Raw genomic sequence first — 26,358 nt, forward strand, 5'->3', positions numbered from 1 at the left:
GATTCTAGCAGAAATCTATATGAGTGTACGACCGTTAACATATTCAAAAATGAGAATAGTATCTGCTGAAAGCAGAACTACTTGTAAATGGGCAAACTGTCATGCACATTTCATACATAGGTGTGACAAAATATTACACACAGATAGGTTCTCCTCGCCATAATAATAAAGAAAGTGCAAGGCACTACAAATGAATTAATTTAATAAATGACCTTTAGGGTACATAGGAATGGTGGTTTATCTACCGTCATCCTATTTTCACTTGAGGGACACATTATTTGTTGAGGGGAAATTTATGCGTAACCAACTTATGATTGCTGCAGTTGCTTCTGGTATGGTTTTGACAGGGTGTACTACTGACCCAAATACAGGGCAGCAGCGTCTAAATAAGACCGCTATCGGCACTATCGCAGGTGCTGTTGGTGGTGCTACCATTTCTAAAGCGACTGGTGGTGACAAGACAGGTCGTGACGCTGCTATCGGTGCAGCTCTAGGCGCTGGTGTAGGCTATTACATGGAGCGTCAAGCAAAGCAGCTTGAGCAGCAAATGAGCGGCACAGGTGTGAGCGTCGAGCAAAATCCAACCACAGGTGATATTGACCTTGTGATGCCAGGCAATATCACATTTGCATTTGATGATGCGACTTTAAACTCATCGTTTAAACCAACATTAAGTAAGTTGGCTTCAACCATGAATCAATATAATCAAACGACAGTGACCATCGCAGGTCATACTGATAGCCGCGGCGATGCCACCTACAACATGGATCTGTCTCGTCAACGTGCTTACTCGGTCGCCAACTATCTAACAGCGAGTGGTGTTGCTTCTAGTCGCATCCAAGTTGTTGCTTATGGTGAGTCTCGTCCAGTAGCAAGCAACAACACTGAATCAGGCCGTCAGCAAAACCGCCGTGTTGAGCTAACTATTAACGCACCACAAAGCGTTAACTAATAGACGGTAAGGCTTAGTCTTAGACTGTTTTTTTGACTTAAAATAAAAAAAATCAATCGAATAGACAGAAACCAATCAAGGGTTGACGCACAGTCAGCCCTTTTTTTCGTCCATCGTTTTTAAATTTTTAGTAGTTATTTAATAAAAATAAAAACGTGCTCGAGATTGTAAAGACAGGGCATAAGAGGTAAGAAAAAGAGGCCATTGATAGCTCAAAATACATTTGATAATCGTTATCAATAACCTTATAATTTATGCCACTATTTTGTAACGCAATTATTACTAAATTTATCCAAAACTTTTACCAAGGATGCGTATGAAAACCACAGTGACTACTCGCAAGCTACTTCCAACGACTTTAGCAGCGGCTTTGGCAAGTGTGTTATTGATGAGCGGTTGTACCAAACAAACCGATGACAGTGCGGCGACAGAGCAGACGACGCAAACAGAAAGCAGCCCAGCACAAGCAAGTGACGAGCTTTCAGGTACAGAACAGGCGAGTATTGACCGACTGGTTATGAGTTATGCAGATATGGCACATGCAGCTTATAGTGATTCACTTGATACGGCAAAAGCGCTTAAAGCGGCGATTAATACATTTGTAGAGACGCCAACTGAAGCCAATTTAGAAGCGGCTAAAGCAGCGTACAAAACAGCACGTGTGCCGTACTCTCAAACTGAGATTTTCCGTTTTGACCAAGGTTTTGTCACCAAAAATGACAAGCGTGCTATTGCCAGTATCGATGACTGGGAAGGGCAGTTAAACGCATGGCCACTGGATGAAGCGCTGATTGACTATGTCAGTGATGACTATCAAGGCGAGTACAATAGCAAAGACAATATCATTAATAGCGACAGCATCAGTGTTGGTAGCGTTAAAAAAGACACCAGCAGTATCACACCTGAGTTGCTTGCAGAGTTGAACGAAGTCGGCGGTAGCGAAGCCAATGTGACCACAGGCTATCATGCCATTGAGTTTTTATTATGGGGTCAAGACACCAATGGGGTAGACGCAGGCGCGGGCAAGCGTCCTGTGAGTGACTATCAGACAGGCGATGGCGAATGCACCAGTGGCAGTATGACCAATGAGGATGCCAGTATCTGTACCCGCCGCGGTGAATATTTAGAAGCCGCTGCACAGCTGTTGGTGGATGATTTGACAGCCATGGAAGCGCAGTGGCGAACTGACAGCACAGATACGCTACGCAGTGACTTTTTGGCACGCAAAAATGACAATGCCGTTCGCCAAATCATGTATCAAATGGGCAGCCTTGCGCTTGGTGAGCTGGCCTCTGAGCGTATGCAAGTGGCGTTCGTTACAGGCTCGACAGAAGATGAGCATGAGTGCTTTAGTGACCTGACGCACCTAAGCTATGCCAACAATGCACGCGGTATTCAAAACGTCTTTGAAGGCAGCTATAAAACGGTCGCTGGCGAGTCGGTCGGCGGCTATGGGGTTCAGCAGTATTTGGTAGACAATGAACAAAAGGAGGCAGCGGATAAGTTGGCAGCTGACTTCCAGCAAGTTAAAGATGCGTTTAATACCATCGTCGTACAAGGTGAAGAAAAAGGTGTAAAAGTCGATCAAATGATTGCAACCGTTGGGCAAGCAGACAAGGTTGGCGTCTCGGCAGAAGAGCAAAACAAACGCCGTGGCTATATGGAAGCGGCCATTAGCAGCCTACAAAACCTTACCTCGGGTATTGAAAACGCCGCCAATGCGATTGGTATTGATAATTTAGATGCCGATACAGGTTCGCAGTTCTAAGGGCTTGGGCATTAACTTTATGACGCCATCATCTGTTATGTGCTCAGCGCCTTGCTGACGCACGTATAGGTGATGGCGTTTTTGGTTGTTTTTATTTTCAATCTTCATTGTTATCATTGCTGATTAATAGCTGATATTTTGCCATTCTTGAGGTTATTTTTATGAACCTATTATGGGCTGCTTTTTCTCACGCTGCGACTTTTCGTCATACGCCAAAGTATGCGTCGAGTATTATCAGAGCAAACGTACTCGTCGCCTTATCTGCGCTCTTAGTAAGCGCTTGTCAACCAGCGAATGAGTCGGAATCGACGACCAATGATGTGCCGAGCCAAACCAGCAAAACTGATAACGAGCTATTAAGTGTCAGCGAGGCGCGAGCAGAGACCATCGAGTCGCTGGCAGGTGTGTCGATGCAGCAGTTGGTACGCTTTGACCCGCAAGAGATTAAGCAAGGCGGTGACACGGGTATTACCATTACCAGCAGCGAGAGCTATTCTAAGCCTTCATCAAATATCAGTGCCTCACGCAAGGGGCAGTTTTTTATTGGTAATGCATTTTTTAAGCAGCCGTGGGTGATTGCGCCTGCCAGCACCGACAGCCGCGATGGTCTTGGGCCATTATTTAATGTCGCAGCGTGTCAATCCTGTCATATTAAAGATGGACGCGGTCATGCGCCGATGTCTGCGACCGATAGCGCGGACAGTCTATTGATGCGCCTTGCGATGCCAGCAAGCAATGACAATGAGCGTGAAAAGCTCAAAAATTCTATGATAGAAAAAGTCGCGCACCCCATTTATGGTGGACAATTGCAAGACCGCGCTATTGAAGGTGTGCCTGCCGAAGCGCGTATTGAGGTTACATGGGAAGAGGTGCCGATGCGCTTTGCTGATGGCTATGTTGAGACGCTGCGTAAGCCGACGTTTCGCTTGAGTGACGCAGGCTACGGCACGCTTGATGATGCGTTGATGCTCTCGCCACGTGTGGCACCACCAATGATTGGTTTGGGTTTGCTGGAGCAAATCTCTGATGAACAAATTAAGCAGCAAGCGGACAGTGATGATAAGGACGCTGACGGCATTCGCGGACGCTATAACTGGGTGTTGGACCCCCAGACAGGCGAACATGCGCTTGGACGCTTTGGCTGGAAAGCTGGGCAGACGCGTCTGTTAACCCAAAACCAAAGCGCCTTTAATGAAGACATGGGCTTAACATCCAGCATCCGCCCGCATGAATCGTGCACTAAAGCGCAAAGTGCTTGTCTGAACGCGCCGACAGGTGCAGACGCGCAAGGCGAGGGCAAACCGCGTGTCGAGGTCAGTGATGAGGTTGCTCGCTTTGTGGAATTTTATACCCGCAACCTTGCGGTGCCCAACCGTCGTAACGCCAATGACTCGCAAGTCTTGGCGGGCAAAAAGCGTTTTTATGATATAGGTTGTCAGAGCTGTCACACCCCACGTTATCAGTTGCCAACTACTAATGATGACCGCCTTGAACAGCATGGGCAGGTGATTTATCCTTATACCGACTTGCTGCTGCACAATATGGGTGAGGACTTGGCTGATCGTACGGTTGCAGGCACGCTGCCTGATAAAAGCGCGCAAGTTGAGTTTCTAGCGACTTCGTATGATTGGCGCACACCTGCGTTGTGGGGTATTGGCTTGGCAAAAACGGTCGATGAGCAAGCCACTTTCTTGCACGATGGTCGCGCTCGCACACCGATGGAAGCGGTGCTGTGGCATGGCGGCGAAGCCAAAACACACCAAGAAAAAGTTTTACAGTTAGATAAGCAAGGCCGCGCAGAGTTAAGCGCCTTTTTGCAGTCTTTATAAATAAATGTATTAGGGCGTGTCTTCAATTCAAACGTCTGTGACTAAATGGGCTAAAAACGGCTAAATCTTGCCAAACATCGTCAAAAATTTTGTGAATATGTCTATATTCTCTGCAATTTTTTCCTTGTTTGACGACGGTTTATCTCATTTTTATCACCATTTTTAAAATGAAGACACGCCCTAAAGAATTTGTGAAAACAAGCGCACTGACCCAATCTGCGCTATGTCCAGCAGTTCTACTGAAAGCGTCAATGCCAAAAACGCGCTCGATATAAATACCTATCAGCACATTATGCTGAACTCACCACCGAGAAGATTATGAAAAAAAATCATGTCCTGATGATGGCTCTCTCCGCGCTTAGTGCAGGCTTGTTAATCAGCTGTGCCAAGCCCGCTGAAAAACAAACGGCGAATGCAGATGCCCAAGCCGATAGCCAAAAAGTCGATGCCCAAACCGATACGAGCGCAGCCGCTGACAGCCAGCCAACCATTCCAGCGGCGGACATCAGTCCTGAAGCTGAGGCGGCATATCTAAAGCACGTCGCCAATGATCTAGTGATACCTGCGTATGCGGACGCGGTTAAAGAAAGCGAAATGTTGAATACATTAGCACAAAAGCATTGCCAAAATGCGCCTGTCTCAGGAGAGGGGCTAGACGCACTGCGCGCGCAGTGGCTGGTACTGGCGCAAGCGTGGGCAAATGCAGAAATGATTCATTTTGGTCCAGCGACCGAGAGCATGAGCAATCTGTACATCAATTATTATCCTGATGAGCGCGGTCTCGTACACAGCGGCGTGTCCGAGCTGATCCGTGCCAATCCAAAGCTAACTGCCGATGCACTCGCCAATGAAAGCGCCATCGTCCAAGGCGTGCCAGGATTGGAAGAGGCGCTATATGCTAATGACAGCTTAGATGCTGGGCAGTGCGCGTATGTGTTGAGTGCAAGTCAAGCTTTACAAACGCGTTTACAAAGCATCACTGACAACTGGCAACAAAACGCCGCGACACTGTTGGCGATTGATGAAACTCAAGACAATGACAAAGGCTTAAACCAATGGATGAACTCCTTGCTGTCTTTGGTTGAGACCATGAAGTCCAATGCCATTGAGCAGCCGCTTGGCTTAACAAGCAAAGCCAAAGGGCACGTGCCAGCTGCAACAGCGGGTGAAAGCCGTGCCATCATTAATGCCAAAGTCGCTGCGTTAAACACGGCCTTGACTGACCCTGTATTGACCGCCATGCTGAGCAGCAGCAATAGCCAAGTCGGTAATGAGTTATCGACCGCGCTCGCTGAGACCAGCAGTCTACTTGCGCAAATGCCTGAGGATATCACGACGGCGGATAAAGCACAGCAAACCAAGCTGCACGAGCATCTGACCCACATCACACAAATTATTAAGCACCAGCTGATACCTGCGCTCGGCATTCGCGTGGGCTTTAACAGTACTGACGGCGATTAATCATGACCCGCTTATCCAAACCATCCGCTACCGCGCAGCCTTGGTGGTACGAGGGGCTAAAGGGCATTGCTGGCACGCTATGCGGCACAGCGGCTATCGTCGGCGCGCACCATTGGTATCGCAAGCAGCAGCACCCTGAGGCCACATTGCGTGACTATACTGACGGCGTACGTCAACGACTGACCGAGCTTACACGGACGCAAATGCCCGATATGCAGCACCAATATCACTCAATTACCAGCAGCAGTATCTATCAAGATGGTATCCGCTATCAGACCCAGCAGCTACCGCGTACGGTGTGTTGGGTCAGTGGCGTCGCCTCGATGCCGTATCAGCATCTCGCAGACAATGCCTCTGATAGTACAGAAGCGGGCTATGGTGTGGTCGGTATTGATGCTGAGCGCCAACTGGTGTGGCAGACCACCATGCCCGAGCGCGTGCACGACATCGTGGTACAGCCGAGCGCGGATACTGCCACGCGGGATGTAGTGGTCATGGGTCGGCGACCGAGCGAGCGTTTTTGGGTGCTTGGGAGTAATCACGGTCAACTAAAGCACGCAATTACCGCACCGATACATCGGCACTTTTATGGGCATGCGTGCTACAGTCTAGATGGTCTGCTGCTGTACGTCAGTGAAAACGATACGGTCGAGTTAACGGGTAAAATCGGCGTGTATGATGCGCAACATGGTTATCAAAAAATCAAAGAATTTGACGCCTACGGTATCGGGCCACATGAGCTGGTCATGCACCCTGATGGCGAGACGCTCATTATTGCTAATGGTGGCATCAAAACCGAGCAAGCTTCACGTAAGGAGTTGAACCTCGACAGCATGCGCCCAACGCTTGCCTACCTAAACCGCTACGATGGGCGCTTGCTCGAAGAGGTCACGCCCGAGCACACTCAGATGAGCATTCGCCATTTAGACGTGCATGATGATGGTCGCGTGATGATTGGCGTGCAGTTTCAAGGCGAGCGACATTTGAACGTACCGCTGGTACTCACGCATCAGCGCGGCGAGCCGAGCTTAACGGCCATGCAAATGCCCAATGGCGCCTGGCAGCGCTTTCACCAGTATATTGCCAGTGTGGCGGTGGACAGTGCGCGGGATTTATTGTGTGTAACCACACCCATCGGCGGTTGTGCGGCGGTGTTTGATGTGGCGACGCATACCTTGATTGACAGTGTCAAACTGCCCGATTGTGCGGGCGCGGCGGTACACGCACTGGCGGATGAAGCGGGCTTTATTGTCAGTGACGGCCAAGGACAACTGACGCATATTGCGGTGATAGAAAATGACGTTAAAGACAAAGACGCGAATAGCGATACAGACAGTAAAGGCAATACGCGCTATCACCTAGAGGTGCAGCATGTGCATCACCGCATGTCTTTTGACAATCATTTACAAGCGCTATAGCCTTGCACTATGAAATGAGTGATGGGTAATTAGGAGATAGACAGTGAATGACGCAACCGTACAGTTGGACGCCGTGCGTGCTCAGCTGCTGGGTGCAGGCATCACACTGGATATCCAAAAAAAGTCTGTCAAGAATATTAACTTTCGCCTAAAGCCCTATCGTTTGCAATGCTCTGTGCCGCATAGATTGTCGATGTCGCAAATGGCACACGCCATCAGCCAGCGTGTCGCGTGGGCGCTGACACATCACCCGCAAGTAGTGATGCAGCAGCAATCGCAGCAGCTTTCCTCATCGATGACGGTGTTGTGGGGACAAGAGCAGCCTTTTGCGCTGAACGATACCGCCAAACTACGCTACTACCGTAATCAGTTACAGACCGTCATTCCCGAGCTGTTTGTCAAGTGGCAACCCATTGTAGGGGCAACCGCCAATGAAGTGCGTATTAAGAAAATGCATACCCGCTGGGGCAGCTGTAACACGCGCGCACGGCGGGTCTGGCTGTCCGTATACTTGCCCGCGTATCCGATTGAATGCACAGAGTATGTGATTGTTCATGAGCTGTGCCATTTGCACCATGCCAATCACAGTCCCGCCTTTTGGCGCACACTCCGGCAGGCCATGCCTGATTATCAGTATTGGCATGACAGGCTGGCAGGTCGCACACCATAGCCAAAAGGTATACCCATATCGTCGCCTATCCCCAACGGTGTTTGCAGTTTGCTGACCGTTAGGTTTGCTCTATTCTTTCGTTGCATCAAGAGTTAAAGCTTTTTTAAACAAATTACCGAGCAGATTGACATCGTCCACGCGTGCATAATTTAAGCGAGTGACAAAGGCAATGCGGCGATGCGGCCCTGCTTCATCAAGTGGGATTGCCACCGCGCCTTGGTCTTGCAAATGCAGCTGATCTAGCGCCATCTCTGGCACAAGAGTCGTGCCCATATTGGTCAGCGCCATCTGAATCAAGGTATTTAGACTGGCGTTAGAAAAGCTCGATTTCATATCAGCACGCTCATATTGACACACCGACAGCGCTTGATCGGTTAGGCAGTGCCCTTCGCCAAGCAGCATTAAATTGGCGGTTGCTAGGGTGTCCGCGTCAATGGTGTCGAGCTTGGCATGGCTGTCATCTTGCGGAAAGACCGCAAAAAAGTCCTCCGCCCAAAACTCAAACGTATGCAAGCCATCGACCGCATACGGCAGCGCAATAATGGCAGTATCAATATGCCCGTAGCGCACCTTTTCGAGCAAACGCTCAGTCTGCTGCTCGATGATGGTCATGCGAAAATTGGGATATTGCTTGCGCAAACTTGGCAAGACTTTAGGTAATAAGTAGGGTGCGATGGTTGGGATAATACCCACGGTCATCGGGTAGGCAAGCGGCGTCTGATGGCTGTGTGCGCGTGCGGTCAGATCGTGAATCTCAGCAAACACACGCTCAGCACGGTTCAAGATTTCTTTGCCGATTGGGGTGATTAAGACTTGTTTGTTATTACGTTCAAAAATCTGTGTATCTAGCTGTTTTTCTAGCTCAGCGATGCCCAAGCTCAAAGCAGATTGAGAGATATTGCAGTCTTCAGCAGCGCGTTTAAAATGACGGTGCTTGGCAACGGCTAAGGCAAATTCAAGTTGACGCAGAGTAATCATAACGACTCGCTTATAGTAGATAGAATAGTCTAACAACATTAATAAAACAAAACATCAGGATAAAAAGTTTTAACTGGATAAATTGTCTGATTCACGTATAGTAGGTCGAGTAAGTCGACGGGGTCAAGGCAAAAGCTTAAGACCACCATCATCTATTCTACAAAACACACAAAAAAAGGAGCCAACATGGCAGCTATTATCAATCAAGAAATCCCAGAATTTTCAACACAAGCATTTGTAAATGGTGAGTTTAAAACCGTTACTTCAGATGACGTAAAAGGCAACTGGGCAATCTTTATGTTCTACCCACATGACTTTACGTTTGTGTGCCCAACTGAACTTGAAGACATGGCAAACCATTACGAAGAGCTAAAAGGCTTGGGCGTAGAAGTATACGCAGTATCTACCGACACGCATTTTGTACACAAAGCATGGCACGATTCTTCAGATGCTATCGGTAAAGTACAGTTCCCAATGCTGGGCGACGGTACTGGCAAAATCACCCGTGGCTTTAACATCATGATTGAAGAAGACAACGCAGCCCTACGCGGCACCTTCTTGGTTGACCCAGACGGTCTGATCAAAGTTGCAGAAATTCATGACCTAGGCATCGGCCGTAGCGCAAAAGATATGGTTCGCAAAGTAAAAGCGGCTCAGTACGTGCGTGAAAACGACGGCGAAGTTTGCCCAGCAGCATGGGAAGAAGGTTCAGCGACCTTGAAGCCAAGCCTTGACCTTGTTGGTAAAATCTAAGCAACCGCTTTATTTTATACAGTCTATCGCTTAGGGTAAAAACTGAGCGCTTAGCACAAAAAGCCCCCGTCAAAAAGATGGGGGCTTTTTCGTGGTAGAGGTAGGCTATCATTGAGAGGGTAGTAAAAGGTATTGAATAAAAAGGGGGTATAACAAGATAAAAATATGCGTGCGGTTACGTGGCGGTTTGGGCTTTATTCTTTTGAATGATTTGGTAAATTTCATCTTTTAGATGCAGTTTTTGCCGTTTCATCTGCTCAATCTCTTCATCTCGGCTGCTGTGCTTGATGACGTCTTGTTCCAGACGGTTGATTTTCTTATCCAGCTGACAGTGCGCTTCAAATATTTCAGCAAAATGGGCGTCGGTTTGTTGCAGCTCTTTGATGATGTCGCGATTCTCAAGCCATGTGTCGGTCTTTATCATAAACTCATCCTTGTATGTGGCACCAATGTGGTCGAACCGCCTTGGCGCATTCGGTGTTGATAGCCTGCTTGTCCTTATTTATCAATAAGGTATAAGGCTGCATAAGGACAAAAAAGGAGCATTATTTCGCCTGTTCTATTTGCAACCTATTCTCGATTGTAGCGAAAACAATGCACACCTGCCAAGTTTATTTTATGGCTATTTATTAATAATTTAAAATATATGTCTGTCAATAATAAGTTTTATAAAACGTAGTGATTGAGTTTCTCAGCTTGTCAGTTGTAGGCGATACCTTGATAATAGACACATCAACAGCCGCTTTGGCCTCTTTTTTTTGAGTAAACGATGCTAAAGCATGCTTAACCATTTCATACAGACAGACGGGCTAATGATACGCACGTAACAAAGCATATAATAAGAGGACACATCATGATAGATAAGAGTTTAATCGACGCCATTACCAGCTATAGCGAAAACATGCGCCACAATGTTGCCTTTGTACTCGGCGCAGGCGAGCATCAAAAACGTGCTGAGCTTATCGACTTTTTAGAAAAAGTAGCCAGCGCAACTGACAAGATTGTCTTTGACCCTGCACAAAGTGATGACAGTTTGCCAAGCCCCATCAGCTTTAGCGTACAGAGCTTAGAGCATGGCGACGCACGCAATACAGGTATCATCTTTAGCGGTATTCCAGGTGGGCACGAATTTACCTCGCTGATTTTGGCAATTTTGCAGGCGGGTGGCCACACCCTCAAACTGGACGAAGGTATCCAAAGCATCATCAAGCGTATTGGTCAACCGCTGAACTTTCAGACCTATGTTTCTTTGTCATGCCACAACTGCCCAGAAGTCGTGCAGGCGCTGAACCAATTTGCCCTATTAAATGACCATATCAGCAACGAGATGATTGATGGTGGTCTGTTCCAAGAGCAAGTTGAGGCCAACAATATCCAAGGCGTACCTGCGGTATTTTTAAATGGCAAGCCCTTTGCCAATGGTAAAATTGATACCGCAAAGCTGATTGAAAAACTGCAAGATCAGTATCCAGACTTATTGTCCGCGCCGAGCGAAGACAGCCCAGCGCTAGAGCAGCAAGACGTGACCGTCATCGGTGCGGGGCCTGCGGGTGTGGCAGCGGCGATTTATACGGCACGTAAAGGGCTGAAAGTGACGATGGTCGCTGACCGTATCGGCGGACAAGTCAAAGACACGCAAGATATTGAAAACCTGATCTCTGTGCCGCTAACTACTGGCAGTCACTTATCAAGCGATTTTGAAAAGCACTTGGCAGAGTACGACATCACCATTAAGCAGCACGTGACGGTTAAAGAAATCAGCGAAACCGAAGACGAAAACTACCGCATTCACCTAAATACAGGCGAAGCCTTTACCACACGCAGCATCATCCTGGCCACAGGGGCAAAATGGCGTAAGCTTGGTGTGCCAGGCGAAGAGGAGAATATCGGTCAAGGCGTGGCATACTGCCCGCACTGCGACGGTCCATTCTTTAAAGGAAAAGACGTGTCGGTGATTGGTGGTGGTAACTCAGGTATCGAAGCGGCGCTTGATTTGGCGGGTATCGTCAAGCATGTGACGGTCTTTGAATTTGCCGATAGCCTAAAAGCTGACCAAGTGCTGATTAACAAAGCGAAAAGTAAAGCCAATATCGATATCATTACCAATGCTGCAACCCAAGAAATCAAAGCGACTGATGGTAAAGTGAGCGCGATTGTCTACCAAGACCGCGTGACAGGTGAGACAAAAACGCTGGATTTATCCGCTGTGTTTGTACAGATTGGTCTGGTACCCAACACTGAGTTTATTAAAGGCTTCGTCGATGTGAATCGCTTTGGCGAGATTGAAATTGATGAGCGCTGCCGCACTGATCGTAAAGGTATCTTTGCCTGTGGTGACGTGACTACCGTACCCTTCAAGCAAATTAACATCGCTATGGGCGAAGGCAGTAAAGCGGCGCTGTCTGCCTTTGAATATTTGGTTATGCAATAAATTGTAGACTGTGTTGACAAAGAAGCCATCTCTATTGAGGTGGCTTTTTTTATGCGTACCATATTCGCAAAGGTCATAAAGCTGCATTTTAAAATTAAAAAAATTTACTTAAGTTGATAAGTACAGCAATTTTTTCAAAAAAAAGTCATCATTTATGTTACAAAACCTGCATTTTCGTTACAAATTTATCTTGATAATGTGATAATGCGCTCGGCAAAGCCTATTGTAATACCATGTCGTATAAGGAAATTAAATATGGAACATATTGAAAACTTTTTCGCCTTAGTTGGCGATTTAACGTGGGGCTGGGCGCTCGTGCCCATGCTGATTATTTTCGGGTTGCTGTTCACCATCGTGGGTAGGTTTGCTCAGTTTACCTATTTTAAGCGCATGTTCCGTGTGTTCAAAACCGACGAAGTGGGCGAAGATGGTATTTCTGCCCGTCAGGCGTTGCTTGTCTCGATCGGTGGACGTGTCGGCGGCGGTAACATCGCTGGTGTAGCGGTTGCTATTTCGTTAGGTGGTCCTGGCGCGGTGTTTTGGATGTGGGCAGTCGCCCTTATTGGTATGATGACCAGTATTGTAGAGTGTAGCTTGGCTCAGCTGTACAAACGCCGAGATGCTGACCGCAACTTCCGTGGTGGCCCTGCAAGTTATATCTTGCATGGTTTGGGTAAAGATTATCGCTGGCTGGCGGTTATTTATGCCGTCTCTTTACTGCTGTCTTTCTCTATTGGCTTCGTGGCCTTCCAAGGCAACACGGTAGCGGGCTCTGCCTTAGAAAGCTTTGGTATTGATCGCTGGATATCGGGTGTGGTACTGGCAATTGCAGGTGGCTTTATTGTCTTTGGTGGCATTCAGCGTATTGCTAAAGCAGCTGACGTTATTATTCCTATCATGGCACTGATCTACCTTGGCATGGCAGTCATTGTCATTGTGTTAAACATCACAGAACTGCCTGCCTTGATGGCACTGATTTTCAAAAATGCCTTTGGTATTGAGTCTGTCGTCGGTGGCGGTATCGGTGTGGCGATTGAGCAAGGTATGAAACGTGGTCTGTTCTCAAACGAAGCCGGTCTAGGTTCAGCGCCGAACGTTGCGGCTACCGCTTATGCCACGCACCCAGTCAGTCAAGGCATCTCGCAATCGTTATCAGTATTTATCGATACTATTTTGGTCTGTAGTGCGACCGCCTTTATGGTGCTTTTAAGCGGCGTGTATCAGCCAGGTGCAGAGGTTGACGGTATTGTACTCGCGCAGCAAGCGCTGACCGCCCAGCTTGGTGATTGGTCGCAATATGTATTGACCATCTCGCTGTTGTTGTTTGCATTAAGCTCAATCATGTACAACTACTACATGGGTGAAAACGCCATTAACTTCTTGGTCAAAAAGAACGTCAAAATGGCAACCTTGGTACTACGTATTGTCGTGATTGCTATCTTGTTCTTGGGCGCAGTGGCACCCGCAGCGACCGCGGTGTTCTTCTTCGCAGATCCACTCATGGGCGTATTGGCGCTAGCAAACTTATTGGCACTCATCATGCTGTTCCCACGTGCCAAGCGTCTACTTGACGACTTTGCAAGTCAGTTAAAGGCAGGTATCAAAGAGCCGTTATTTGACGCGCAAGAGTACGAAAAGCTGGATCTTGACTTAAGTGCATGGGGTAAAAAAGCTGTACAAGAAGCGCTAGAACAAAAGCAGTAACCGTTCTTTGCTTTATTTTAAAAAACCACTTTGGCTCAGCTAAAGTGGTTTTTTTATGGCAAATAGTTTTTTTATGCCAAATACTGGTGCCTTGCCAAAACGCCCGATAGGCAAAGTATTTCACCCGCTTCATCTTCTGGGATGATGCGTGTTTTGCACCATATTTTTCAAAGCATTTACTTAGAGCCTGAACGGTGACTTACTCAATAGGCTTATAGGTCAGCGCTATGTTTTTACATTTAAAATCCATTGCGGTGTCGCCCAATAAGAATAATGAGTGTACGACATCATTATCAGGAGTAACGTCTATTTCATGTGCCATGATGGTGATTGGTAATATACAACAATTAATATTGAAATTTACGATACCAGAATAGATAATTTCTATTGATTCTTTGCCTTGTCTTTGATCAATCGTCAATGATACTTTATCATTTTCCAAATCATAACAAATCGTCTTGATTACACCACTGTTGAGCGTCTTCTCTCTATTAGCTATGCCGTTTAAATCACTTGATAATAAGTCGCCCAAGTCTTCTCTGCGTTTAAGTAACTCGGGCACGATTTCGTCGTAGTAGTACGATAAGTCCCAATAACGGATACCATCAGGTCTTTTAATCTGTTTGATATATTTCATTATCATCAGCCTTATAGAATATATTGTGCGCCCTTCATATCAGTCAACCGAGCGAAGAATTAGAATGATTATTGACTTTCATTGCATGAAAGGTTTAAACACAGACCTTATCATAAATCTTGAATGAAACTTTATGATAGGGCTGACAAAAAAACGCCCATCCAAATTTTGGAAGGGCGCAGCTGATTAAGGTATGCGACGATTATGGACACGCACAAAAGCACTTATTAGTCGTCTAACAAATCCATCTGTTTTGCTGCTTCATAAATACCTGTTGAGCGGTTGCCCGTACGGCAAAAAATCAGCATTGGCTGCTCGGCTTGATTAAAATAATCGGCAAAGTCTTCAACATGCTGTTGCGTCAAGCCATTACCTGAGAACGAAATCTCTTTATAAGCAATACCTGCTTCTTCACATGCCGCCGCAATCTCAGCGCTGGTCGGCTGGTCGGGTGATTCGCCATCAGGACGGTTGTTGATGATGGTTTTGAAGCCATTTTCGGCAATCATCGGTACTTGCTCTGGGCTGATTTGTCCTGTGATATGGATATTGTGGCTCATGGTAGGTTCCTTATTATGATAACTATTTTGGGTATAGGCAGCACAGGCTGCGCCGCTCAATACTGGCGTTACAGTAGCACGTATACGCGCTTTACAATAGCCCTTGTACGCAGGCGATTTGATACAGCTTTTTGGCACGTGCGCCAGTCGCGCAGCACATAAATATCGGCTTGGGCGCGGCCTTATAATAATCGGCGAACTGCTGTACCGCCGCTTTACTGATACTTTGGTGCACCACAGGCAGATGATAGTAGTGCAGTCCTGCCTCTTTGGCTGCATCGGCGATTTGTGCGCTACTCGGCTGCTCAGGCGTCTCATTATCAGGGCGCACATTCATTATGCTTTGATACCCAAGCGCCTTTAGTGGGGCGCACTGACGTGGGTAAATCTGTCGGTAAAGGGTAATATCATCATTCATAACGCATCATCATAATATTGCTATAAAGGAATATAATAACAGAATAAAGGTTACGCGTGTATTGCCATAAAGGAATATAGTAAAAATCTAAAGGTTATGTTTCTTCGTGCTATTTGCTTAACGTATGCACGGCATCGACCGTGCTTAAATACACATGTCCTGACAGTTCAGTGATAATGGGTGTATCACCAATAACGTCCATCACAGGGCCTTTAATAAAGCTAAAATGCAGACGCTTGCCTTGCGCTATCAGTTCTTGATTGAGCTTAATCAGCATCTCTTGCGCGGTCAAATCAATATGGTTGACTGCTGCCATAATCAGCACAATTTCCGTCGCCTTAGGATAGGCATGCATGGCATCGACAATGTGCCGATGTACCGATTCGCTATTACCAAAAAACAAGCTCTCATCGACGCGTAATAAAATCATATGCTCAAAGGTACGCACGCTATGGCGATGAATATTGCGAAAATGCCCCGTGCCCGACAGCTCGCCAACGATAGCCACGTGCGGATGACTCGATTGCCAAATCAGACTGGCAAAGGACACCATCAGCCCGATGACGAGTCCTGTATTTAGCCCGAAAGCCAGCACGCCAATAAACGCCGCCAAAAAACTTGCCGCATCCAAGCGGTCACGTTGCCATGCTGAGCGCAGCGTTGCTATATCAATCAGCCCGATAATCGACGCCATGATGGTCGCGCCAAGCAGCGCATAGGGCAGGGGCGCGAGCAGTTGGCCAAAGGCAATCAGCGCCCCAATCATCACCAGCACAGTAACAACGCTGGCAAGCGGCGTTCTTGCGCCCGAGTCGACATTGATTGCGGTACGCGAAAAGCCGCCCGCGACCGCAAAGCTTTGAAACAGTCCGCCTGCAATATTTGCCAGCCCCAAGCCTGTCAGCTCGCGGTTGGCATCAAATGGCTCGTTACGCAGGCGCGCATACGTGCTGGCAACCGAACTGCTGGAAACAAAAACAATCAGCGCCATCAACCCCGCGCTTGGTAGCAGCACCAGCACATCATGAAAATCAGGCAAATACGGCACAGTAAAGGCAGGCAAACCCTTAGGAATCGCGCCAATGACAGATACGCCTGCCTGTGACCAATCCAGCGACATACTTAGCGCGGTGGCAATGACTAATAAGACCAAAGGAAATAAGCGCTCCGCCCACTTTGCCGCCGCCGCAGGCAATAGCGGACGCCATACCCACTGCGACCCATAGCGGTTGATGATCAATAAAAGAAAAGACAGCCCGCCGATAATCAGCGTCAATAAATGCCAGTCGGCTATATGCTGCTGCATACTGGTCAAATAACCAATCAAACTGTCGCCTGAGATGGGAATGTGCGTCACATATTTAATCTGACTGACAAAAATTAAGACCGCCGCCCCACTCACAAAGCCTGCCGACACCCCGCGACTGATAAACTGCATAATCCAGCCTAGCCGCAAGCGTCCCGCGATAAATAAGAGCGCACCAACCATCGCGGCCAGCAAACTTGCCATCAGTGCATATTGTGTACTGCCCTCATCAGCAAAGCTGTGTAAGCTGCTCGCGGTCATAATGGCGGTAATTGCCACAGGTCCGACCGCTTGCACATTGCTTGAACCAAGCCACGCGTATACCAGTACAGGAACAATCGCCGCATACAGCCCATACACAGGCGGCAAGCCTGCCAGCACCGCATAGCCAAGACTCTGCGGAATGACCAAAATCCCCACCACAACCCCTGCCACCACATCGGTCGGCAAAGACTTGAGCGAATAGTGGCGTATCCATGTGGGCAGCCAGTCAAGCATGGTTTGCATGTGTACCCCGCAGCTGTGCTTTGATGATAAAAGAAGTATTGATAGTGCGGGTTATTTATGAGGTAGATGGCTTACAAAAGCGCTCGTATAACAGTGCCAAAACGGCCATCGCATCGTCGCTGGCGATGCGGTAATAAATTTGCTTTCCTGCGCGGCGCGTACTCACGAGCTTATCTTTACGCAAAATGCCCAGCTGCTGCGACAGGCTCGGCTGACCAATGCCTACCAAGCCTTCCAGTTCACTCACGCAATACTCACCTTGCGTCAACTGACACAAAAGCAGTAAGCGGTCAGGATGAGACAAAGACTTAAGCAGTTGGCTGGCTTCTTGTGAGGCGGCCTGCATATGTGCGGTGAGGGTATGTGTATCCACTTGGGCATTAAATTCCGTCAAATCTTGAGCATCTGTATCAGTATAGTCTGATGTCTGTGTGGTCATAAGCGCGTCCAAAAATAACAAACAGAACCTATAGTATAAAGCATCCGCTTTATGAATCAGAAAGTCATTATTAGGTATATAGTAAAACCTAAGTAAAACTGATATGGCGTCAGAAAAACGCTCGATTAAATGCTATTTTCCTTGGCTTGCTGTGACTTCGTCTTTTGATGCTGAAAAAATAGCCTTTAATCTCGCTGTATCATTTTTAAGTTGACTTAACTATATGCATAATACCACAATATTATATTTATTTACATAATATAAATTTATGTAATAAAATACAAATGCTAAGGTGGTGTTATTACATATAAGCCGTAATTACACAGACATACCGTATCACTATCTCACTCATATAAGGAGATTATTATGCAAGTCCATTCATTTTTACATAACGATACCGAAACCTTCTCTCATGTACTCGCGGATGCGGACGCAGGCGTGTGCGCCATCATCGACCCCGTGCTGGATTTTGATGCCAAGTCAGGCCGCACGAGTACCGAAAGTGTCGATACGGTAACGGACTTTGTAAAAGACAAAGGCTGGACGCTTAAATACATCATTGATACGCATGCGCACGCTGACCACGTATCAGGCGCAATAGCGTTAAAAGACGCGCTCGGCGGCGAGCTGGTGATGGGTAAGTACATCACCGAAGTACAGACGATATTTAAAGAGATTTATAATTTTGACAGCAGTTTTCGCACCGACGCCAGCCAGTTTGATATATTAACCGAAGAGGGCAGCACCTTGATGCTGGGTAAGATTGAGATTCGTGCCATGCACGTACCAGGGCACACACCTGCGGACATGGCGTATGTGGCAACTGATACCGACAAGCAGGTTATCTTTGTCGGCGATACCTTGTTTGCACCTGATGTGGGTACGGCGCGTTGTGACTTTCCTGGTGGGGACGCGGCGACCTTGTACCAGTCGATTCACAAGATTTTAGCGCTCGATGAAGACACCATGATTTACTTGTGTCACGACTATCCGTCTGAGGGGCGCAAGCATTGCCCAACCACCACCGTGCGTGCGCAAAAACAAGGTAACATCCACGTCAAAGACGGTATCAACGAAGCTGAGTTTGTTGAGATGCGTGAGCGCCGTGACGCCACACTTGCGATGCCGCGTCTGATTATTCCGTCAGTACAGATTAATATTGATGCAGGCGCATTGCCTGAGCCTGAAGATAACGGTACACGCTATCTTAAAGTACCGATCAATGTCTTGGGTGTGACCGCGCATTGATGCTTGATTCTTTTGTCGTAAAGTTTGGTTTACCAAACCCGCACTGACCAAAATTGCCAAGCTGGGTCATGCTAAGATATGCGATATCACGCATAAAAAAGCCTGTCTGAAGACCAGCAGGCTTGGTTTTAACCTACAATTAAAAATAGCGAAAAGGAAATAGACTATGAGTGCACCGTCTCAGCATATCGTTTGTACCCACTGCAATGCCACCAATCGTCTACCCGTAGAGCGCGTGCAAGATGCGCCAAAGTGCGGTAAATGCGGACAAGGGCTATTAACAGGGCAAGTGCAAGAGTTGACGGATATGAACATCGCCAAAGTCACGCAAAAAAATGACGTGCTGACCATCGTAGATTTTTGGGCGAGCTGGTGTCAGCCGTGTTTGATAATGGCGCCGCAGTTTAAAGAGGCAGCAAGCCAAATGCCGACCGTCGTGTTTGCTAAACTACAAACCGACCGCTATGAACAAGCCGCCGCACCGTTTAATATTCGCAGCCTACCGACGATGGTGGCGTTTAGAGGCGGGCAGGCCATCGGGCGGCAGTCAGGCGCATTATCCGCCGCACAAATTATGCAATGGGTGCGCTCGCTGCCTGCTTAACTGACCTTATTCTATTCGTCTGATTTGTACTGATAGCGATTTTTTACTCGCCATACAGCTTTAGATTGCTGGCAAAATTGCAACCTTTAGCGCGTGCGGATTGAATCAGCGCATCACGTTCGCCATAGAGGCGGGCAAGCTTGGCATCACGCGCGCGCGTATTGTTACTTTGACCCACACCAAGGCTGATATTGGGCGAGATGCCCCAGCGTCCTGCCGAGATACCCACGCCCACACCTGAGGCCGCAAGCGTGCTACGCTCACGGCGAGCGCCATCGATATAGCGCTCCACGCGATTGTATTCATTGACGAGCGTCTGACAGTCGTACGGTTGATACTGTGCGGGGGAGACGTACTGCGGCGCGATATTGCCAGTCGAGGCGCACCCTGTCAGACCCGCACCACCGAGCAATAGCGCGCTCGCCGCTAACCATAGTTTCATATTGCCTCCCTCCGTTGTATTGGTTTTACTTGTTTTAGCATAGCAAAGATGGCACGCGTCTTCTGTGATTTTGCTGTAGCCTGTTTGGGCGCTATTATTTTAACGGGGTATGTCACACAATACCATTTAAACACCGCTTTAGAAAAAGTTGTCAGGCTTAATAAAGGCGAGCGTCACGATACCGATATACGCCACGCCTGCGATAAAGACGCCCGCTTTGGTTTGCGCGGCGGTCGCTTGTGGGTTAAAGGCTTTGATACTCGCGCTAATGGCAGCGACCAGTAGCACAATTTTTGCCATCACCCATTGTACAGGGGCACCCGCGTTCAATAGTTGCATCAGCATCCAGCCGCCAGAGAGTATCAATACCGCGTACACGATATGCGTGCCGATTTTTACTGCTTTTGGGGCGCGTTTATTGGCACTGACTGCCAAATAGCTTTGGTACAAGAAAAGGAGGATGACCACTACCGCCATCAACATATGCACGTGTTTCATGACCTTTATCCTAGGTTCGGTGTGTTTTTATTGGCAAATAATAAAGTGATTATTGCGCCTGACGTTTGCTCGCGCAGAGTGGACTGTCAGGGCTTTCCCCTTGCCATTCATCAGGCGTGTAGGCATGAATCGCCAGCGCGTGTACCGAGCCGCCTTGCGCGGTCAATAACGGCGCGACCAAACCATAAATCTGCTGATGGCGGGCAACCAAGCGCTTACCTGCAAAGGCGTCACTGACAATGGTCAGTTTAAAATGACTTTCTTTACCTTCAAAATAGCCCGAATGATTCATCGACTCATTAAGTAGCTCAATATGCTGCGGCGTCAATACGCTCAAAGCGTCAAGTAAAGCGGCATGGACTGGGGCAGTGGTGGCATCAAACATGGCGTTGTCCTCACAAAAAAATGTCTGCCCGATTATAACAAAGCACAGACGCCCACACAGAAAAGAATGTAGCAAAGGGCTTTGGCGTGCGTATATCCACCCAAGCGTATGTAAACAAACAGACACAAAAAAAGCGCCTATATCCATAAGCGCTTTTGTATTTAATCAAACGGTTTGGGCGTTACGCTTTGCTTCATTTGCCTAGCAAAATCATATTAACGAATCGCTTGCTGATACAGTGGGCGTACCTTTGGCATCAAGCTTTGTAAGTTGGCAATACGGTTGCTACTGTTTGGATGCGTGCTTAAGAATTGTGGCGGCTCGCCGCTCTCAGCGCGCTGCATTTTTTGCCATAAAGTAATTGCGGCATTAGGATTAAACCCTGCGCGTGCCATCAGCTCTAGACCGATTTGGTCGGCCTCACTCTCTTGGGTACGGCTATGCGGACGGCTGATACCCACATCCCCTGCGATATTGGCAAGCTGGGCTTGGTTCTGTGACAGACCGAATACGCTAGCAGCCACACCAATACCTGTTTGTGTCGCGTATTGACGTGACAGACGCTCGCGCGCGTGTTCACGTAAGGCGTGCGCCATCTCATGACCCATAATCGCAGCAATCTCATCATCGCTCAGATTTAAACGATCAATAATGCCTGTATAAAACATCACTTTACCACCTGGCATCACAAAAGCATTTAAGTCATTGGACTTAATGGTATGTACTTCCCAGTTCCACTTCGCCGCGTCAGGACGATAGACGCCCACTTGTCCTACCAAGCGATTGGCAATACGTTTTAAGCGGTTTAATTGCGCGGTATTGGTATCGAGGACACCTTTAGCACGTGCTTCTTGGATACTTTGTGCATAGCTTTGCGCTGACATTTGCTGTACTTGCTCACTAGATACCAGTAATAACTGGTTGCGGTCAACACCGATCGCGCCTGTATTGGTCGTGCTGGTACAGCCTGTCAGACCCATCGCCGATACAGACGTGGCCAGTACGGCAGTCGTTAATAACTTTTTCATAATTACCCTCGTAAGAAATCTATCAAAGCAGACGCAATGCTAAATCAGTAGCGCACTGCGTTAATGATAAAAAGTATAAAGAGACAGACGTATAAAAACCAAGAAGCAAACCGTAACATTACTGCGTGCGATTGTAAGTATTGTCTAAATGTAAGAAAGGTTTGCGTACCTTTATGGATCGGCGCTATCAAAAGATGAGGCGCTGCTAAAAAAATATAAAAAAAGCGCTAGAATAAAAATTTTAAAATCAATGGCTTGTAAGATATTTGCTCATAAATCCAAAAAAATTGAAAAAAAGGTGTTGACAGTAAAGTTAAATTCTCTATAATAGCCAACCTATCAAGACGGCACAGACATAACGGCAACAGCACATCGCTTAGCCAAAACGTCATACACCACAGACCGACTTGAAACATGCGGGATTAGCTCAGTGGTAGAGCACAACCTTGCCAAGGTTGGGGTCGAGAGTTCGAATCTCTTATCCCGCTCCAAATTCTAAAAAAGCCTCACAGTATTTGTGAGGCTTTTTTTTCGTCTGTATTTTTTTATCATATCTTTTCTAGCACTCTCATACCCATCTATTTGGGCAGCGAGCTTTTGTGCCGCTTTTACTCCTCAAACTTTTAACCAAATTTTTCCCGTCTCAGCTATTAATCTGTTTTTCTGCAGCGATTTCACGGTATCTTGCATGGTCGACTGCTTAGGCGATGCTCTCACGTTTTACACTGCTCAATAAAAATTGACGCTCCTGTGCATATAACAAATACGTATATAACAAACAAAATTTCTTAGATATATAGTATAAAACCCTATTTATATTAAGGTTTTTTAAGAACAAATATCTACAATATATTTACCTTTTGTTGACTTGTATATCATAGTGTCATTTGCCCATACTTATCATATTTAAGCGTTTTATGTTTAATTTATACAGTAATAAAGGATTTTGAAAATAAATAGTTAAGTTTAATTTAATAGTCAAATAAAAATCAAATTTTTTTATTGAAATTTTGTTAGCTATATGTATAATCTCTTTTCTAATATATGAGATAAATGTTTGGTTTTAATTTAAATAGATTGTTTCAAACGTTGATACTTATCCATGCTTATTTGTCTTTTGTTTAGCATCAGGTGATTACAATGATCTTACGTACCGTATCGGTCATGACCGTATTGGCACTGTCCCTAGCGCTTTCAGCTTGTAGCACAACAGGTAAGACTGACAAAACAGTGTCACCCACTCAGATGTCGCTACCTACATTAAACGCTGCTCATTTAGTGCCTCATCTTGATGAAGCAGGCACATCTCTTTCTGCAGAAGACTGGGTGCAAAGCGCACAAGGCTATTTTGACAGTCATAACTATACCCGTGCGCTACGTGCCGCCAATGAAGCATTGGCGCTCAATCCTGACACTACTGGTGCACGTAAAATTGCATTGCTCTCGACCATTCGTATCGTGCAGCAAAACAGCAGTAGTTATCATAACGAAGCACTCATTAATGATTCCGAACGCGAAGAGATTAAAGAAGGTCTGACCAGTATTACCAGTTTGATTAATGCTTCTTGACTCATTTTTTGTATAACCGTGCCCGACATCAAAAGAATATCGCTATGACGCCTATATACCGTACTTATCGCAAGACCTTGTTGGCTCTCGTACTGCTTTTACCCTTTCAGCTGAGTCATGCCGACGACGTTCAAGAGACGTCAGTTAATGAGGCAGAGACTGCCGTAGTAGAGACCGCAGCGCTAAAGCCAGAAAAGGTTGAGCAGTTGGTTGCCCAGCTTAATGACTATGTATTGACTCATCCTGAGGACAGACGTGCGTGGGAGACGTTGGCACAGACTTATTATCAATACGGCTATGCAGAAGATGCAGTGTATGCTGCAGGCGAAGCGGCAGTGCTTGGTAGTGACGCACCTTATATCAAACAAATCTTACTGTTAGACAGTGTGGCGCTTGCTGAGTCACAAATACAATCTGGCTATAGCATTGGGCTGGCAGAGAGTGATGCGACGTTTTTAAAAGAGTATCAACACGCGCTAAGCAAAACGTATGGCGACATCTATGGGTTTAACTACGATGAATCGCTGCCTAAAAAACGCGTCGTACGTAAAAAATACACCAAACCACGTACTGTTGTTAGAAGAGCGGCAAAACCAACGGTAAAAAGACCTGCGAAAAAGATAACCACACCAAAACGGGTAACCTATAGTGCGCCTAGAGCCAGCAGCAGCCCACGAGATCCGTTTGGCGTTGTACGCTCATCTAAGTAGCGCTCACTTCTTATTATGATTAACGTTAGGTAATAGATTATGGCAAAGCAAGACAGTATCCAAAAAAAGCTCTCTAAAGTCCGTGCGCCGCGTGTGCACTTGACCTATGACGTCGAGATTGGTGATGCGATTGAGACCAAAGAGATTCCTTTCGTCGTCGGTGTGATGGGGGAGTTCTCAGGCGACTCAACCCTTGAGCAACCCAAGTTAAAAGACAAGAAGTTCGTTGAAATTGATCTAGACACTTTCGATGAGGTGATGTCAGGACTCGCACCACGCGCGACTTTTAAGGTTGATAACAAAGTCAGCGACAAGCGCGGCGAATTTGCGGTTGATTTGGCATTTAACAGTATTGATGACTTTCGTCCCGAGTCGATTGCCAATCAGGTCGAGCCGCTACGCCAATTGGTTGAAGCCCGTGATCGACTGGCTGATATCCGTAACAAAATCTCAGCCAATGAAAAGCTTGAGGATTTGCTAGAAGACGTGCTGAACAATACGGAGCAGGTCAAACAAATGGCGAAGACCAGCGCCGCCAATCAGGAGTAAATGACCATGAGCCTAGCACAGCAATTGCCAATGGCAGAAGAGCAATACGACATCCTAGACGATATCGTAACCCAAAGTAATATTGCCAAATCGACGGAAGAAAAAGACCGCGCTAAAAGCCAAATCTCCGAGCTTGCCCATGAAGTAATGCAAGGCACGGTAGTGATGTCAGATAATTTAGCCGCTTCTATTGATACCCGTATTGCTGAAATTGATGCGCTGATTTCAGAGCAGCTAAGCGCCATCATGCATGCGCCTGAATTTCAAAAGATGGAATCCAGCTGGCGCGGCCTGCATTATCTGTGCAGCCAAACCCCCTCTGAGTCGATGCTCAAGATTCGTATGCTTAACACGACCAAGCGTGAGCTGACCAAGGATTTTCAATCGTCTATTGATTTTGACCAAAGCACGCTGTTCAAAAAAATCTATGAAGAAGAGTTTGGCAGCTTCGGTGGTGAACCGTATGCCGCTTTGATTGGTGACTTTGAATTTACTCGCCAAAATGCGGATATGTACTTGCTTGAGCAGCTGTCACACGTCGCCGCCGCTGCGCATGCGCCCTTCATTTCAGCGGCGTCTTCTGAGATGTTTGGCTTGGATTCGTTCACCGATATTGGTCGTCCACGCGATTTGTCCAAGATTTTTGAGACCGCAGAATACATCCGCTGGCGCGCGTTTAGACAGTCAGAAGACTCAAGATATGTGGCGCTGACAGTACCACGCTTTTTAGGTCGTCTGCCATACAATCCTAAAGACGGTACGGTCGTTGATGGTTTTAACTTTGTAGAGTCGGTATCGGGTGCGGACCATAACGAATACTTATGGATTAACGCCGCCTATGCCTTTGCCTCACGATTGACCGAAGCCTTTTCAGATTACCGCTGGTGTGCTGCGATTCGCGGTGTTGAGGGTGGTGGTTTGGTTGAAGGTCTGCCTGTATATACCTTTAAGACCGATGAAGGTGATTTGGCACTAAAATGCCCAACAGAAATCTCGATCACTGATCGCCGTGAAAAAGAGCTGAGTGATTTGGGCTTTATCCCCTTAGTGCACTGTAAAAACACCAACTACGCGGCATTTTTTGGCGCGCAATCAGCGCAAAAGGCGAAAACCTATCAAAATGATGACGCCAATGCCAATGCCGTACTGTCAACGCAGCTTCAGTACATCATGGCGGTCTCGCGTATTGCTCACTACTTAAAAGCCATGATGCGCGATAAAGTCGGCAGCTTCTTGTCTGCTGGTAATGTTGAGACATTCTTGAACGATTGGATCTCTCGCTATGTGTTGCTGGACGATGGCGCCTCTCAAGAAGCCAAAGCGCAATATCCACTGCGTGAAGCTTCAGTACAAGTTGTAGAAGTACCTGGTAAACCAGGTGTCTACAAGTCGGTGGTCTTTTTAAGACCGCATTTCCAACTTGATGAGCTGTCGGTTTCTTTGCGCTTGGTCACTCAGTTGCCACAAGCAAATGGCTAATCAAGTTATCTTACT

At 47.0% G+C, this 26,358-nt stretch carries 26 protein-coding genes and 1 tRNA gene; 16 read left to right on the top strand and 11 right to left on the bottom strand.

Translation table 11 applies throughout. The annotated features are described in order from the left end of the window. The first annotated feature begins 295 nt into the window (after positions 1–295). The 6 genes from JIE71_RS04975 to JIE71_RS05000 all read left to right on the top strand — a co-directional run bounded on the left by JIE71_RS04975 (position 296) and on the right by JIE71_RS05000 (position 8,098). On the top strand, positions 296–952 hold the full coding sequence (locus tag JIE71_RS04975; RefSeq protein WP_199507631.1) for an OmpA family protein: 657 nt from the start codon (positions 296–298) through the stop codon (positions 950–952). Positions 953–1,268: 316 nt separating this feature from the next. Then, positions 1,269–2,720 carry an imelysin family protein gene (locus JIE71_RS04980; RefSeq protein ID WP_416232010.1) on the top strand — a complete coding sequence of 484 codons (1,452 nt, stop codon included), beginning with the start codon at positions 1,269–1,271 and terminating at the stop codon, positions 2,718–2,720. Between the two features lie 161 nt (positions 2,721–2,881). Next, complete coding sequence (locus JIE71_RS04985; protein ID WP_199507633.1) at positions 2,882–4,549, top strand: di-heme oxidoredictase family protein; 1,668 nt, start codon at positions 2,882–2,884, stop codon at positions 4,547–4,549. A 318-nt stretch (positions 4,550–4,867) separates the two neighbouring features. Then, positions 4,868–6,010, top strand: coding sequence for an imelysin family protein (locus tag JIE71_RS04990; protein ID WP_199507634.1), 1,143 nt, complete (start codon positions 4,868–4,870; stop codon positions 6,008–6,010). 2 nt (positions 6,011–6,012) lie between these two features. Next, on the top strand, positions 6,013–7,428 hold the full coding sequence (locus JIE71_RS04995) for a DUF1513 domain-containing protein (protein WP_199507635.1): 1,416 nt from the start codon (positions 6,013–6,015) through the stop codon (positions 7,426–7,428). A gap of 43 nt (positions 7,429–7,471) precedes the next feature. Continuing rightward, positions 7,472–8,098: a M48 family metallopeptidase gene (locus tag JIE71_RS05000; RefSeq protein ID WP_199507636.1), complete on the top strand. Its 627-nt coding sequence runs from the start codon at positions 7,472–7,474 to the stop codon at positions 8,096–8,098. Positions 8,099–8,167: 69 nt separating this feature from the next. On the opposite strand, the gene JIE71_RS05005 is transcribed toward JIE71_RS05000, so the two are convergent. Beyond that, a complete protein-coding gene (locus JIE71_RS05005; RefSeq protein ID WP_199507637.1) occupies positions 8,168–9,076 on the bottom strand; it encodes a hydrogen peroxide-inducible genes activator in 909 nt (302 codons plus the stop codon). 186 nt (positions 9,077–9,262) lie between these two features. On the opposite strand from JIE71_RS05005, the gene ahpC reads away from it, so the two are divergent. Continuing rightward, complete coding sequence (gene ahpC, locus JIE71_RS05010) at positions 9,263–9,829, top strand: alkyl hydroperoxide reductase subunit C (protein WP_199507638.1); 567 nt, start codon at positions 9,263–9,265, stop codon at positions 9,827–9,829. A gap of 175 nt (positions 9,830–10,004) precedes the next feature. On the opposite strand, the gene JIE71_RS05015 is transcribed toward ahpC, so the two are convergent. Further along, a complete protein-coding gene (locus tag JIE71_RS05015) occupies positions 10,005–10,253 on the bottom strand; it encodes a YdcH family protein (RefSeq protein ID WP_199507639.1) in 249 nt (82 codons plus the stop codon). Between the two features lie 429 nt (positions 10,254–10,682). Between JIE71_RS05015 and ahpF the strand changes: the two genes are divergently transcribed. Both ahpF and JIE71_RS05025 read left to right on the top strand, forming a co-directional pair. Continuing rightward, positions 10,683–12,260: an alkyl hydroperoxide reductase subunit F gene (ahpF, locus tag JIE71_RS05020; RefSeq protein WP_199507640.1), complete on the top strand. Its 1,578-nt coding sequence runs from the start codon at positions 10,683–10,685 to the stop codon at positions 12,258–12,260. Positions 12,261–12,515: 255 nt separating this feature from the next. Next, positions 12,516–13,964, top strand: coding sequence for an alanine/glycine:cation symporter family protein (locus tag JIE71_RS05025; protein WP_199507641.1), 1,449 nt, complete (start codon positions 12,516–12,518; stop codon positions 13,962–13,964). A gap of 199 nt (positions 13,965–14,163) precedes the next feature. On the opposite strand, the gene JIE71_RS05030 is transcribed toward JIE71_RS05025, so the two are convergent. The 5 genes from JIE71_RS05030 to JIE71_RS05050 all read right to left on the bottom strand — a co-directional run bounded on the left by JIE71_RS05030 (position 14,164) and on the right by JIE71_RS05050 (position 17,831). Next, positions 14,164–14,601, bottom strand: coding sequence for a hypothetical protein (locus JIE71_RS05030; RefSeq protein WP_199507642.1), 438 nt, complete (start codon positions 14,599–14,601; stop codon positions 14,164–14,166). 227 nt (positions 14,602–14,828) lie between these two features. Further along, positions 14,829–15,161 carry a TIGR01244 family sulfur transferase gene (locus JIE71_RS05035; RefSeq protein WP_199507643.1) on the bottom strand — a complete coding sequence of 111 codons (333 nt, stop codon included), beginning with the start codon at positions 15,159–15,161 and terminating at the stop codon, positions 14,829–14,831. A gap of 91 nt (positions 15,162–15,252) precedes the next feature. Next, positions 15,253–15,579 (bottom strand): beta-lactamase hydrolase domain-containing protein, encoded by a 327-nt coding sequence (locus JIE71_RS05040; RefSeq protein WP_199507644.1) that lies wholly within the window; start codon positions 15,577–15,579, stop codon positions 15,253–15,255. A gap of 109 nt (positions 15,580–15,688) precedes the next feature. Then, positions 15,689–17,392: a SulP family inorganic anion transporter gene (locus tag JIE71_RS05045; protein ID WP_199507645.1), complete on the bottom strand. Its 1,704-nt coding sequence runs from the start codon at positions 17,390–17,392 to the stop codon at positions 15,689–15,691. A gap of 55 nt (positions 17,393–17,447) precedes the next feature. Beyond that, positions 17,448–17,831 carry an ArsR/SmtB family transcription factor gene (locus JIE71_RS05050; protein WP_416232011.1) on the bottom strand — a complete coding sequence of 128 codons (384 nt, stop codon included), beginning with the start codon at positions 17,829–17,831 and terminating at the stop codon, positions 17,448–17,450. Between the two features lie 366 nt (positions 17,832–18,197). Between JIE71_RS05050 and JIE71_RS05055 the strand changes: the two genes are divergently transcribed. After that, on the top strand, positions 18,198–19,079 hold the full coding sequence (locus tag JIE71_RS05055; protein ID WP_199507646.1) for an MBL fold metallo-hydrolase: 882 nt from the start codon (positions 18,198–18,200) through the stop codon (positions 19,077–19,079). A 166-nt stretch (positions 19,080–19,245) separates the two neighbouring features. Beyond that, positions 19,246–19,683 carry a thioredoxin TrxC gene (trxC, locus tag JIE71_RS05060; protein ID WP_199507647.1) on the top strand — a complete coding sequence of 146 codons (438 nt, stop codon included), beginning with the start codon at positions 19,246–19,248 and terminating at the stop codon, positions 19,681–19,683. Positions 19,684–19,726: 43 nt separating this feature from the next. On the opposite strand, the gene JIE71_RS05065 is transcribed toward trxC, so the two are convergent. From JIE71_RS05065 to JIE71_RS05080, 4 genes are all read right to left on the bottom strand, one after another. Continuing rightward, positions 19,727–20,125, bottom strand: a complete 399-nt coding sequence (locus JIE71_RS05065; RefSeq protein WP_199507648.1) for a hypothetical protein — start codon at positions 20,123–20,125, stop codon at positions 19,727–19,729. 138 nt (positions 20,126–20,263) lie between these two features. Continuing rightward, a complete protein-coding gene (locus JIE71_RS05070; protein WP_199507649.1) occupies positions 20,264–20,623 on the bottom strand; it encodes a SirB2 family protein in 360 nt (119 codons plus the stop codon). 49 nt (positions 20,624–20,672) lie between these two features. Further along, the gene (locus JIE71_RS05075; protein WP_199507650.1) at positions 20,673–21,008 is read right to left on the bottom strand and encodes a BolA family protein; all 336 of its coding nucleotides are present in this window, start codon (positions 21,006–21,008) and stop codon (positions 20,673–20,675) included. Positions 21,009–21,223: 215 nt separating this feature from the next. Continuing rightward, positions 21,224–22,036 (bottom strand): M48 family metallopeptidase, encoded by an 813-nt coding sequence (locus JIE71_RS05080; protein WP_199507651.1) that lies wholly within the window; start codon positions 22,034–22,036, stop codon positions 21,224–21,226. Between the two features lie 416 nt (positions 22,037–22,452). On the opposite strand from JIE71_RS05080, the gene JIE71_RS05085 reads away from it, so the two are divergent. The 5 genes from JIE71_RS05085 to tssC all read left to right on the top strand — a co-directional run bounded on the left by JIE71_RS05085 (position 22,453) and on the right by tssC (position 26,343). Further along, positions 22,453–22,527 (top strand) — tRNA-Gly (locus tag JIE71_RS05085). Between the two features lie 649 nt (positions 22,528–23,176). Further along, complete coding sequence (locus tag JIE71_RS05090) at positions 23,177–23,605, top strand: tetratricopeptide repeat protein (protein WP_199507652.1); 429 nt, start codon at positions 23,177–23,179, stop codon at positions 23,603–23,605. 44 nt (positions 23,606–23,649) lie between these two features. Next, on the top strand, positions 23,650–24,315 hold the full coding sequence (locus JIE71_RS05095; RefSeq protein ID WP_199507653.1) for a hypothetical protein: 666 nt from the start codon (positions 23,650–23,652) through the stop codon (positions 24,313–24,315). A 39-nt stretch (positions 24,316–24,354) separates the two neighbouring features. After that, entirely contained in the window at positions 24,355–24,864 is a 510-nt protein-coding gene (tssB, locus tag JIE71_RS05100; RefSeq protein ID WP_199507654.1) for a type VI secretion system contractile sheath small subunit, read from the top strand. Between the two features lie 6 nt (positions 24,865–24,870). Then, a complete protein-coding gene (tssC, locus tag JIE71_RS05105; RefSeq protein WP_416232012.1) occupies positions 24,871–26,343 on the top strand; it encodes a type VI secretion system contractile sheath large subunit in 1,473 nt (490 codons plus the stop codon). Positions 26,344–26,358: the final 15 nt, after the last annotated feature.

Origin of the sequence: Psychrobacter sp. bablab_jr014 (assembly GCF_016464015.1) — a bacterium.
Lineage (GTDB): Bacteria > Pseudomonadota > Gammaproteobacteria > Pseudomonadales > Moraxellaceae > Psychrobacter.

What these genes read in the sequence shown, in the direction of transcription:
- JIE71_RS04975 (WP_199507631.1), top strand. Translation starts at nt 296, where the DNA reads ATGCGTAACCAACTTATGATTGCTGCAGTTGCTTCTGGTATGGTTTTG.
- JIE71_RS04980 (WP_416232010.1), top strand. Translation starts at nt 1,269, where the DNA reads ATGAAAACCACAGTGACTACTCGCAAGCTACTTCCAACGACTTTAGCA.
- JIE71_RS04985 (WP_199507633.1), top strand. Translation starts at nt 2,882, where the DNA reads ATGAACCTATTATGGGCTGCTTTTTCTCACGCTGCGACTTTTCGTCAT.
- JIE71_RS04990 (WP_199507634.1), top strand. Translation starts at nt 4,868, where the DNA reads ATGAAAAAAAATCATGTCCTGATGATGGCTCTCTCCGCGCTTAGTGCA.
- JIE71_RS04995 (WP_199507635.1), top strand. Translation starts at nt 6,013, where the DNA reads ATGACCCGCTTATCCAAACCATCCGCTACCGCGCAGCCTTGGTGGTAC.
- JIE71_RS05005 (WP_199507637.1), bottom strand. Translation starts at nt 9,076, where the DNA reads ATGATTACTCTGCGTCAACTTGAATTTGCCTTAGCCGTTGCCAAGCAC.
- ahpC (WP_199507638.1), top strand. Translation starts at nt 9,263, where the DNA reads ATGGCAGCTATTATCAATCAAGAAATCCCAGAATTTTCAACACAAGCA.
- JIE71_RS05015 (WP_199507639.1), bottom strand. Translation starts at nt 10,253, where the DNA reads ATGATAAAGACCGACACATGGCTTGAGAATCGCGACATCATCAAAGAG.
- ahpF (WP_199507640.1), top strand. Translation starts at nt 10,683, where the DNA reads ATGATAGATAAGAGTTTAATCGACGCCATTACCAGCTATAGCGAAAAC.
- JIE71_RS05025 (WP_199507641.1), top strand. Translation starts at nt 12,516, where the DNA reads ATGGAACATATTGAAAACTTTTTCGCCTTAGTTGGCGATTTAACGTGG.
- JIE71_RS05030 (WP_199507642.1), bottom strand. Translation starts at nt 14,601, where the DNA reads ATGAAATATATCAAACAGATTAAAAGACCTGATGGTATCCGTTATTGG.
- JIE71_RS05035 (WP_199507643.1), bottom strand. Translation starts at nt 15,161, where the DNA reads ATGAGCCACAATATCCATATCACAGGACAAATCAGCCCAGAGCAAGTA.
- JIE71_RS05040 (WP_199507644.1), bottom strand. Translation starts at nt 15,579, where the DNA reads ATGAATGATGATATTACCCTTTACCGACAGATTTACCCACGTCAGTGC.
- JIE71_RS05045 (WP_199507645.1), bottom strand. Translation starts at nt 17,392, where the DNA reads ATGCAAACCATGCTTGACTGGCTGCCCACATGGATACGCCACTATTCG.
- JIE71_RS05050 (WP_416232011.1), bottom strand. Translation starts at nt 17,831, where the DNA reads ATGACCACACAGACATCAGACTATACTGATACAGATGCTCAAGATTTG.
- JIE71_RS05055 (WP_199507646.1), top strand. Translation starts at nt 18,198, where the DNA reads ATGCAAGTCCATTCATTTTTACATAACGATACCGAAACCTTCTCTCAT.
- trxC (WP_199507647.1), top strand. Translation starts at nt 19,246, where the DNA reads ATGAGTGCACCGTCTCAGCATATCGTTTGTACCCACTGCAATGCCACC.
- JIE71_RS05065 (WP_199507648.1), bottom strand. Translation starts at nt 20,125, where the DNA reads ATGAAACTATGGTTAGCGGCGAGCGCGCTATTGCTCGGTGGTGCGGGT.
- JIE71_RS05070 (WP_199507649.1), bottom strand. Translation starts at nt 20,623, where the DNA reads ATGAAACACGTGCATATGTTGATGGCGGTAGTGGTCATCCTCCTTTTC.
- JIE71_RS05075 (WP_199507650.1), bottom strand. Translation starts at nt 21,008, where the DNA reads ATGTTTGATGCCACCACTGCCCCAGTCCATGCCGCTTTACTTGACGCT.
- JIE71_RS05080 (WP_199507651.1), bottom strand. Translation starts at nt 22,036, where the DNA reads ATGAAAAAGTTATTAACGACTGCCGTACTGGCCACGTCTGTATCGGCG.
- JIE71_RS05090 (WP_199507652.1), top strand. Translation starts at nt 23,177, where the DNA reads ATGATCTTACGTACCGTATCGGTCATGACCGTATTGGCACTGTCCCTA.
- JIE71_RS05095 (WP_199507653.1), top strand. Translation starts at nt 23,650, where the DNA reads ATGACGCCTATATACCGTACTTATCGCAAGACCTTGTTGGCTCTCGTA.
- tssB (WP_199507654.1), top strand. Translation starts at nt 24,355, where the DNA reads ATGGCAAAGCAAGACAGTATCCAAAAAAAGCTCTCTAAAGTCCGTGCG.
- tssC (WP_416232012.1), top strand. Translation starts at nt 24,871, where the DNA reads ATGAGCCTAGCACAGCAATTGCCAATGGCAGAAGAGCAATACGACATC.